The 9,365-nt window shown below is 74.0% G+C and carries 10 protein-coding genes; 4 read left to right on the top strand and 6 right to left on the bottom strand.

All coding sequences use genetic code 11. The annotated features are described in order from the left end of the window. The 5 genes from ACFVZW_RS02205 to ACFVZW_RS02185 form a co-directional block, all read right to left on the bottom strand. On the bottom strand, positions 1-1,624 hold a 1,624-nt coding region (locus tag ACFVZW_RS02205; protein WP_384515399.1), incomplete at its 3' end, for an alpha/beta hydrolase. 70 nt (positions 1,625-1,694) lie between these two features. Next, positions 1,695-2,747, bottom strand: coding sequence for a TIGR04222 domain-containing membrane protein (locus ACFVZW_RS02200; protein WP_384515396.1), 1,053 nt, complete (start codon positions 2,745-2,747; stop codon positions 1,695-1,697). A 7-nt stretch (positions 2,748-2,754) separates the two neighbouring features. Then, positions 2,755-4,284, bottom strand: a complete 1,530-nt coding sequence (locus tag ACFVZW_RS02195) for a DUF692 domain-containing protein (RefSeq protein ID WP_384515394.1) — start codon at positions 4,282-4,284, stop codon at positions 2,755-2,757. 96 nt (positions 4,285-4,380) lie between these two features. After that, positions 4,381-5,136 (bottom strand): DUF4142 domain-containing protein, encoded by a 756-nt coding sequence (locus ACFVZW_RS02190; RefSeq protein WP_384515391.1) that lies wholly within the window; start codon positions 5,134-5,136, stop codon positions 4,381-4,383. Positions 5,137-5,247: 111 nt separating this feature from the next. Further along, the gene (locus ACFVZW_RS02185; RefSeq protein ID WP_384515388.1) at positions 5,248-5,943 is read right to left on the bottom strand and encodes a peptidyl-tRNA hydrolase; all 696 of its coding nucleotides are present in this window, start codon (positions 5,941-5,943) and stop codon (positions 5,248-5,250) included. Positions 5,944-6,014: 71 nt separating this feature from the next. On the opposite strand from ACFVZW_RS02185, the gene ACFVZW_RS02180 reads away from it, so the two are divergent. Genes ACFVZW_RS02180 through ACFVZW_RS02165 form a run of 4 tightly spaced genes read left to right on the top strand, consistent with a single transcriptional unit; the run spans position 6,015 to position 8,378 of the window. After that, on the top strand, positions 6,015-6,689 hold the full coding sequence (locus ACFVZW_RS02180; RefSeq protein ID WP_384515385.1) for an AIM24 family protein: 675 nt from the start codon (positions 6,015-6,017) through the stop codon (positions 6,687-6,689). Beyond that, positions 6,686-7,528 (top strand): ATP-binding cassette domain-containing protein, encoded by an 843-nt coding sequence (locus ACFVZW_RS02175; protein ID WP_384515588.1) that lies wholly within the window; start codon positions 6,686-6,688, stop codon positions 7,526-7,528. The genes ACFVZW_RS02180 and ACFVZW_RS02175 overlap by 4 nt, the downstream gene beginning before the upstream one ends. Further along, entirely contained in the window at positions 7,525-8,175 is a 651-nt protein-coding gene (locus tag ACFVZW_RS02170) for an ABC transporter (protein ID WP_384515382.1), read from the top strand. Before ACFVZW_RS02175 ends, ACFVZW_RS02170 begins: the two co-directional genes overlap by 4 nt. Positions 8,176-8,189: 14 nt before the next feature. After that, positions 8,190-8,378 (top strand): hypothetical protein, encoded by a 189-nt coding sequence (locus tag ACFVZW_RS02165; RefSeq protein WP_384515379.1) that lies wholly within the window; start codon positions 8,190-8,192, stop codon positions 8,376-8,378. Positions 8,379-8,437: 59 nt separating this feature from the next. Here ACFVZW_RS02165 and ACFVZW_RS02160 read toward each other — a convergent pair whose 3' ends face one another. Continuing rightward, positions 8,438-9,358, bottom strand: a complete 921-nt coding sequence (locus ACFVZW_RS02160; protein ID WP_384515376.1) for a polysaccharide deacetylase family protein — start codon at positions 9,356-9,358, stop codon at positions 8,438-8,440. Positions 9,359-9,365: the final 7 nt, after the last annotated feature.

Raw genomic sequence — 9,365 nt, 5'->3', positions numbered from 1 at the left:
CTCCCTCCCCCACACACCCCCCCGACCCCCCCGCGCCCCCCCCCCCCCCCCCCCCCCCCCCCCCCCCCCGCGGGGGGGCCCGGGGCGCCCCCCCCCCCGGGCCCCCCCCCACCGGCGTCTTTCCGGGCACCGCCCCGGTCAGGAGATACGCCTCCAGATGCCCGTTGACGCAGGCGTTCGGGCCACCCCCGATGCCGTGCGTCCCGGCGTCCCGCTCGGTCACCAGGGCGGACCCCCACAGCCTGCGCTGCAGTTCGAGCGCCCCCTCGTACGGCGTGGCCGCGTCCCGCTCGGCGGCCAGGATCAGCACCGGCGGCAGCACACCCGGGCCCGTCCGCACGTCCAGCGGCTTGCGCCGCGGCGCCTTCCAGTACGCGCACGGCAGGTTCAGCCACGCGTTGTCCCAGGTCTCGAACGGGGCGAGCTTCGCGAGCCGGGTGTTGTCCAGGTCCCACACGGCGAAGTCCTCCGGCCAGGGAGCGTCGTTGCACTCCACCGCCGTGTAGACCGCCCTTCCGTTCCCGGCGTCCGGGGACGGCTCCCGCGCCGGGGTGGCCTGTTCGATCAAGGGCTGCGGATCACCCTTCAGATACCGCGACAGCGCGGCGGCCCGCAGCGCCCAGAAACCGTCGTGGTACCCCACGTCGAGCATCGCCGCATGCAGCTGCCCCTGGCCGACCTTCCCGCCCGCCGGGCTCGCCGCGAGTTCGGCGCGGACCTTCTCGTAACTCGTCCGGACCTCCTGCGCCGTGGTGCCGAGGCCGTACACCTTGTCGTGCTCGGCGACCCAGGCACGGAAGTCGGCCCAGCGGCGCTCGAACGCCGGCGACTGGTCGAGGTTGTTGACGTACCAGATCTGGCGCGGCGCCGGGTTGACGGGCGCGTCGAAGACCATCCGGCGCACCCGGTGCGGGAAGAGCGTCGCGTACAGCGCGCCGAAGTACGTGCCGTACGAGGCGCCCATGTACGTCAGCTTCGGCTCGCCGAGCGCCGCGCGCAGCACCTCCAGATCACGGGCGTTGTTGAGCGAGTGGTAGTGGCGCAGGGCCGGGCCGGTGCGGGTGGCACAGCCCTGGGCGTACGTCTTCGCGCGGGCGATCCGCTCCCGCTTGAAGACCTCCGAGGGGTGCGTCGGCGCCGGTGTGGGGCCCGTGGCGCGGTCGGCCGGGTCCTGGCAGGACACCGGAGCCGACCGGCCGACTCCGCGCGGGGCGTAGCCGACCAGGTCGTACGCGGCGGAGATCCGCTTCCAGGCGGGGAGTTCCGCGGTCAGCGGGAAGAACGTGGAGGAGGCGCCGGGGCCGCCCGGGTTGTAGACGAGCGCGCCCTGGCGGTCCGCGGCCGGGCCCGAGGCCTCGACCCGGCTCACCGTGAGCGGGATCGAGGCCCCGTCCGGGTCCGCGTAGTCGAGGGGGACCCGGACGGTGCCGCACGTGACGTGCGGCGGCAGCTTCTCCTCCGCCGGGCAGGTGGTGAAACGGATGCCCTCCGCCGCGGCACGGCGGGCCGCGAGCAGGGTGCCGCGCGCCTCGGAGGGCGGGGCGTCGAGGGCCCGGCCGGGCGGGGTGGCGAGGGAGGTCAGCACGAGCGAGCCGACGACTCCGGACAGCACGAGGGCTTTCACGTCGGGATCGTCGGCACGCGGCGCGGGGCTTGTAAAGGACCTTCCAGGAGTGTCGGGAACGACAACCCGGTCAGCCGCTGGAACTTCCGCAGCTGGAACCGCTGCTGCTGGAGCAGGAGCTGCCGCCACTGCTGGAGCTTCCGCAGCTGGATCCGCCACCGCCGGAGCTGCCGCAGCCGGAACCGCCGCCACCGCCTCCGCTCGAGCAGGCGCTCGCGGAACAGCCCCCGCCGCCGACACCGCTGTCGACTCCGCCTCCCGTTCCTCCGGGAGCGCCGCCGCAGCCGCCCGGACTGCCGGGGGTGCCCGCGCACCAGTGCAGGGCCGCGAGGGTGAACGCGTCCGTGGTGGCGGTGTTGGAGCTGCTGCTGTTCGTCAGGGGCGTCCTGGGCATCCGGGCCGCCGCGATCAGCTGGGTCCGCAGCTCCGTGTCGGGTACGGCGCGCAGTCCGCGCAGCCCGACCTGGTGCGCGGCGTCGGGGAAGTAGACGTGGGCGGCCCGGTACTGGGCGGCGGCGCGGCGGCCGGCCTGGGTCGTCCGACCGGTGTTGTACGCGCCGCAGACCAGGGCGACGATGATGCCCGCGAAGAGGACGGGCACGACCTTGAAGAAGAACGGCACCTCGAACGGTTCGCGCGCGACGCCCACGGACAGGGCGATCGAGACGACGAGCAGCGCGAACGAGCCGAAGCCGAGGGCGAGGCACGCCCGCTTCCCGGCGCGCCGGGCCTCCGGGGCCACCATCAGGCCGCGCGCGGCCAGGCCGTCGCCGATCTCCTGGACGGCGGGGCCGCGCATCACCGCGAGGCGCAGCTCGTGCAGGGCGCCGCTGGGGGCGGCCGCGAGCTGCTCCAGCACGGCACGGCCGACATGGTCCCGGGCCCGCAGGTCGGGGCGGAGCACGACGACGAGGCCGGGACCGCCGACCCCGATCAGCCCGTCGGCGTGCAGGGTCGCCAGGGTCGTGTCCACGACGCGGGGCGGGCCGCCGAGAAGGAAGGCGGCCTCGGCGAGGTCGTGGACGGAGCCGCCGTGGTCGGCGCGGGCGGCGCGGAGGCGGGCGATCGTCATGCCGAGGGCGACGAGGACGGCGGCCCAGACGATCAGGGCGAGGAGGTTCATGCGGCCCTCACTTTCGTACGAGCGTGGCGCGGGCGGCGCGGATCAGCCGGGTCGCCCGGCCGGGCGGACGCGTGTCGGTGCGGTCCTGCCACCACCGGGTGAGCCGGCGACGGGCGTCGGGGTCCTCGGGGCGGCCGGCGACGAGCAGGTTCTCGACGAAGGCGAGGGCGTCGCGGCGGTAGCCGCCGGACATGGGGCGGGTCCTGGCGTACGCGAAGAACGCGCGGCGGTAGCCGTCGCCGAGGATCTCGGGCAGCTCGGGCGCGATCTTGGCGATCACGTCGGCCCGCTTCCCGACGAGGGCGCGACTCTGCACGCCGAGCCGTCGGCTGTCGAACCCCTCGGGCGCGGGAGTCCCCGCGACGAGCGCGGACAACAGCGCGGCCTGCGCCACGGCAACCCGCCCACGAGCCCGCTCGGGATGCAGCGCCGCTGTGTCGGCTGAACCCGGCACGACTCCCGGGGTGCCGAGCGGCTCGGCGACCGCATCGTCGCGCGCGTCCGCCGGCTGCGGCATCGGGCCGCCGGAGACACGGGCACCCGCGCCTATGAGCAGCGGGCGCTCCGCGCCGACGGCCACAGCCACGCCACCCGCGGCGGGCACCGTCCGAGGCCGTGCGGGCACCGCCTCCGTCCCGGCGACCGCCCCGGTCAGCCGCTCACGGATCGTCGCCAGTTCCGACGACAGTTCCTCCGTGGGCGGGAAGTGGTCGTCCCGTTCCAGCAGGACTCCGGGTGGGGAGATCCTCGACGCCAGGTCCGAGAGGATGTCGAGGACCGGCTCGGGGACCGGGTGGGCGTGGGTGTCGTGCCAGACGCCGTCGCGTTCGAGGCCGCCCGCGACATGGACGTACGCGATCGCCTCGACCGGGAGTTCGGCGAGGGCCTTCGACGGGCACTCGCCGCGGTTGACGTGGTTCGTGTGCAGGTTCGCGACGTCGATCAGGAGCCGTACCCCCGTACGCTCCACCAGCTCCGCAAGGAACTGGCCCTCCGTCAGCTCCTCGCCCGGCCAGGAGATCAGCGCCGCGATGTTCTCCAGCGCCAGCGGCACCGGCAGCGCGTCCTGCGCGATCCGGACGTTCTCGCACAGCACGTCCAGCGCGTCCCAGGTCCGCGGCACCGGCAGCAGGTGCCCCGCCTCCAGGGGCGGCGTCGCCGTCAGCGCGCCTCCGGCCCGTACGAACGCGATGTGCTCCGTCACCAGCGGCGCCCCCAGAGCCTCCGCCTTGGCCGCCAGCTCCGCCAGCCGCCCCGCGTCCGGCCGGTCCGCGCCGCCGAGGCCCAGGGAGACCCCGTGCGGCACGACCGTGACCCCGCGCGCCCGCAGCCGCCTCAGCGAGTCGGGGAGGTGGCCGACGCACACGTTCTCCGCGACGACCTCCACCCAGTCGATGCCGGGCAGCGCCTCGACCGCGTCCGCGATCTCCGGCCGCCAGCCGATCCCGATCCCGAGCGCCGTGCGGAGTGCCGAGTCGAGCCCCGTACCGGGCGTCGTGCCGAATGCCGTGCCGATCTCCGTGCCGTGTTCCTGCATGTCCCCCTCCTTCAGTCCCCCAGCTGATGGCCCGGCCGGAGACGTTCGAATCCAGTCGGGGGGACGTTCAGAGGTTGATTTGAGGTTCCGGCGGCCCTACGGCTCCGAATGCGGCGTCACGATCCCGGACTCCGGCACCGGGCGCGAGGTGAACGACAGGTCCGTCCCCGAGGGGACCACCGGCGAGGGCACCGCCGGCGACGGCACGACCGGCGGACCGGTGGGCGGCGAGGTCTTCCGGCCCGCCGCCTCGTTCGCCAGGGCGTCGTGGTCGACCATCCCGGTCGCCTCCAGCATGGTGATGTGGTCGAGCACCGTCTGGTTCGCGTCGCTCGCCAGCTGCCGGATCAGCGTGTTGCGCGTGGTGTGCCGGACCTCGGCGACCAGCGCGAACACCTTGCCGTGCGCGTTGCGCAGCAGGTTCGCGAACTTGCGCTCGTACTCCTCCCCGCGCGCCGCCGTCAGCTCCCGCAGCCATCCCTGCTGCTGCTCGGTCGGCTGGTTCGGCAGCTCGACGCCGAGCTTGGCGGCGACGTCCCGGGCCCGTCGGTCCAGGTCCGTGTGGCCGACGACGAGGTGGTCGCCGCACTCCACCATCGCCCGGCTCGGGGCGCGTTCGATGGCCTGCTGGCCGGCCGGGAGCTCCCAGAGGCCGGCCAGCCTCACCTTGACCAGGAAGTCCCGGTCCGTGGCGGACAGCGGCCCCCACTGGGTGGCCACGCTCGACGCGTTCAGATTCGCCTGGCCGGTTCCGGAGCGGTCGGCATAGGACCAGACGGGGAAGGCGAGCGCGCCGACCGTGGCGACGAGCGCCGCGATGATGAGGGCCGTCCCGTTGACGCGTAGCGACAAGGTGTCTCCCGTACGTTCGAAATTTCGGTCACCGCAGACTGAACCGGTAAGGAGGCTTCCGTTCAACCCACTTGGCGGTATCGGGAGATACGTACTACGGGACGGGCGCGTTCAGTCGCCGTTCGAAAGGAGCACGGGGAATTCGGACACGACCGTGCACGAACCGGGCGCGATCTCCGTGAATCCGGCGTCCCGCACCACCGGCAGACCGCTCGTCGTCAGCTCCGGCCAGCGCGCCGGGTCGGCCGTCCGCACGGCCAGCGGGAAGCCGGCCTCGCGCCACGCCTTGCGGTCCGCCTCCGACATCTCCCACCACGCCAGCTGTGCCCCGTGCCCCGCCTGGGCCATCGCCTTGCCCGCGGACATGTCCAGATCCGGGTTGAGCCACAGCAGCGCCGCCCCGGGACGCGGCGCTCCGGGCGCGGCCGGGTCCTCCAGATCGGTGCCCGACACCTGGAGCTTGGCCAGCTCCTTCGGCCAGCCGTCCAGCGGGACCGGCGGGAACACCCGTACCTCCGCGGCCTCACCCGTCACCGTGATCCCCGGGAGCGCCTCCGCGCGCCGCCACTCGGAGCCGCGCGCCCGGCGCACCACCTTGCGGATCCGGGCGTCCTGCCAGTCGGTCATGGCCTGTGCCCACTCGCCGTCGCCGTGCGCGCGCTCGTCGGCGAGGATCGTCAGGACGGCGCGAGCGGCCGTCTCCAGGGCATCGGTACGGGCCGGGGGCTCGGCCTTCTCGATCCGCACCACCAGCGGGAGGACGAACTGGGGCTTCTCATCGCGGACATCGGTTTCGTTGCTGCTCACCCGGCAAGTCTGCCACCGCTCGCAGGGGCGCTTCTTGTCGGAATCGGAGGTTCCGGGACAGGATGCCCCTCATGAAGAGCGATCTTTTTGCCAGCGAACACCTTGCCGAGACCGCGACGTTCCCCGGCATGAGCCTGCAGAACGCCAAGTGCGTCAAGTACGCCGTCAACGGAGAGATGCAGGCGCGCCAGGGCTCGATGATCGCCTTCCGCGGCGACCTCCAGTTCGAGCGCAAGGGCCAGGGCATCGGCGGAATGCTCAAGCGCGCCGTCACCGGCGAGGGCCTGGCGCTGATGGCCGTCCGCGGCCAGGGCGAGGCCTGGTTCGCGCACGAGGCGCAGAACTGCTTCATCGTCGAGGTCGAGCAGAACGACGCGCTCAGTGTGAACGGCCGCAACGTCCTCTGCTTCGACTCCACCCTCAGCTACGAGATCAGGACGGTGAAGGGCGCCGGGATGACCGGCGGCGGCCTCTTCAACAGCGTCTTCACCGGCTACGGCAAGCTCGCCCTGATGTGCGAGGGCACACCGATCGTCATCCCGGTCACCGCGCAGGCCCCGGTGTGCGTCGACACCGACGCCGTCGTCGGCTGGAGCGAGCAGCTGCGCACCTCGCTGCACCGCTCGCAGTCCGTCGGCTCGATGATCCGCGGCGGCTCGGGCGAGGCGGTCCAGCTGAGGCTGGACGGCGAGGGCTTCGTCATCGTCCGGCCCAGCGAGCTCACCCCGCAGAAGACGTCGAACTGAACCTGGAACGGGTCGGGCGCCGTTACGGCCTGCGCGGACCGTGGGTGCTGCGCGAGGTCGGCCTCGCCCTGCCCGCCGGCGCCCTCGTCCGGATCACCGGCACCAACGGCACCGGCAAGTCCACGCTGCTCCGGCTCATCGCGGGCATCGACGCACCGACCGAGGGCCGGATCTCCGGGCGGCCGCGGCGCACGGCGTACGTCCCCGAACGCTTCCCGGCCGCCCTGCCGTTCACCGCGAGCGGCTGTCTGACGCATCTCGGGCGTGTTCAGGGGCTCGGCCGGGCGGACGCGGCCGCGCGGGCGGGGGAGTGGCTGGAGCGGTTCGGCGCGGGCCACTTCGCGGACACCCCGCTCCCCGAACTCTCCAAGGGCAGCAGTCAGAAGGTCGCCGTCGCCCAGGCGCTGCTCGCCGGTCCGGACCTCCTGGTTCTCGACGAGGCGTGGACCGGCCTCGACACGGGCGCGCGCCACGAGCTGGACCGCGCCGTCCGCGAGCGGCTCGCGGCGGGCGGGACGGTCGTCTTCGTCGACCACGACCCACGGCGGCTCGCGGGCGAGGCCGACGCCGAGTTCACGGTGGACGCGGGACGGGTCCGGCCCGGGAACCCCCGACGCGACGACGGGACGCGGACTCGCGTGCGGATCGTGGCCTCCGGCGGCCGCCCGCTCCCCGAGGGGCTGCCGGGTTCGCCCTCGTACGAGCCCGGGGTCGACGGCACGACGACGGTGTACGCGGTCGACGCGGCGCACTCCGACGGGCTGCTCCGGGCCCTGCTCGACGCCTCCTGGCACATCCACCAGCTGAGCACCGAAGGCATCCGGGCAGGACGGGCATGACCGCACTTCTGCGCTATCGGACCGACCTGCTGCTGCGCTCCCAGCGCTGGCTCGCACCCCTGCTGCTGTACGCGGTGTTCCTCGGCGTCGGTGTGCGGACCGGGGAGCCCGTGCTCGGCGCCCTCGGGTACACCGCCGCCGCGCTGCTCCCCGTCACGGCGTGGATCGTGAGGATCTGCCTGAACCAGGAACCGCCCGCCGCCCGCGACGTGGTGGCCGCCGCGGCCGGACGGGAACGGGCGCACCTCGCGGCGGTCCTGGCCGCCCTGGCCTGCGCGGCGCTCCTGGGCGTCGTCGCCGTGCTCGGGGTGACGGCGGTGAGCGACCTCCGCCGGGTCGACCCGTTCGAGGCCGGGAGCTCGGGGCTCCTCGCCACCGTGGTCTGCGTCCTCACGGGCGCCGCCGTGGGCGCCCTCACCACCCGGCCGCTCGTGCGGTCCCGTGGCTGGTCGCTCGCCGCGCTCGTCCTCGGCTCGCTCCTCGCGCTCGTGACCACCGGCTCACCGGCGCAGGCCGCGGTGCAGGCCATGATCACCGGCTCCCGTACGGCGACCGTCACCATGCCGTGGCTCGCCCTCGCGGGCGCCCTGGCACTCGTCGCCGCGGCGGCGGCCGTGAGCACCAGGGCCACGGCCCGCCGGGAGTGAGTAGGCTCGACGGCATGGACGAGGACACGCCGTACTGCGCGCCCGCCGAGGTGAAGGCGGCGACGGCTCCGGCCGCCGAGGGGCCGTACGCCGAGTGCGTGCTGTGCCGGAAGCCGACTGAGTACCCCGAGTCGACCCGGGGGATCACCCTCTGCCCGGTCTGCGCATGGCAGGAGGCCCAGCGAACGGCCTGCTCCGGCTAGCCTGGTGACGCGACGTCACACCTGCGTCGGACCGTGCCTCCACACGGCGATGTCGAGGCCTAGGCAGCCCGCTCCGCCATGAGCTCGGAGACCTTCACGAAGCGGTAGCCCCTGGCCCGCAGCTCCGGGACGATCCGGCGGATCGCCTGCTCGGTGACGGGCGCGGCGCTGCGGGTGCAGTGCATGACCACGAGTGAGCCGGGCTTCACCCCGTCGAGGACCTGCCGGGCCACCGCGTCGCCGTCCTTGGCGAAGGCGTCGCCGCTGACCACGTCCCACTGCACCGCCGTGACCTTCGCGGGGGCGAGCGCGCGCAGCGCGTCGTCGTCGTAGCAGCCGCCGGGGAAGCGGAAGTACGGCACCACATTGCGCGCCCCGGCCTTGCGGAACGCCTCGAACGCGCGCCCCACGTCCTTGGCCATGTCCCGCTTCGCCACCGTCGGAAGGCCGTAGCAGGGCGAGGCGAAGGCGTAGTGGCTGTACGAGTGGTTGGCGATCTCGAAGCGGGGGTCGGTGCCGATGGAGCGGGCCTGGTCCGGGTACTCCTCGGCCCAGCGGCCGGTCATGAAGACGGTCGAGTCGACCTCGAGCCGCCGCAGCGTCGCGATCAGCCCGGGGTTGTCGAAGCGCTCCCCGTCGGCCGCCCGCGGACCCTGGTCGGCCGTCATGTCGGCGTCGAAGGTGAGCGCGACGACCTTCTCCTTGCCCGTGCGGGCCCGCACGAAGACCGGCGTGAGCCCCTCGGGGCCGGGCGCCATGGTGGGCGGCGCCTTGCGCACGGTCGCCGGGCCGGCCGCGGCGCTCGCGCTCGGCGCCTTGCCCGGCGGCGCCTTGCCCACCGGCGCCTTGCCCGGCGGCGTGCTCGGCGCGGTGGACGGGGCGTCAGGAGCCGTCGCCGTGTCGGCCGTGCCCCCGCCACAGCCGACGAGAACGGCGCCCAGCAGAGCGAGCGCCGACAGTCTTCGTACAGAAATGGTCACTCACGGA

The sequence above is a fragment of the Streptomyces sp. NPDC059567 genome (assembly GCF_042735655.1).
Classification (GTDB): Bacteria; Actinomycetota; Actinomycetes; order Streptomycetales; family Streptomycetaceae; genus Streptomyces.
This window is presented reverse-complemented; position numbering and strand designations above follow the sequence as displayed.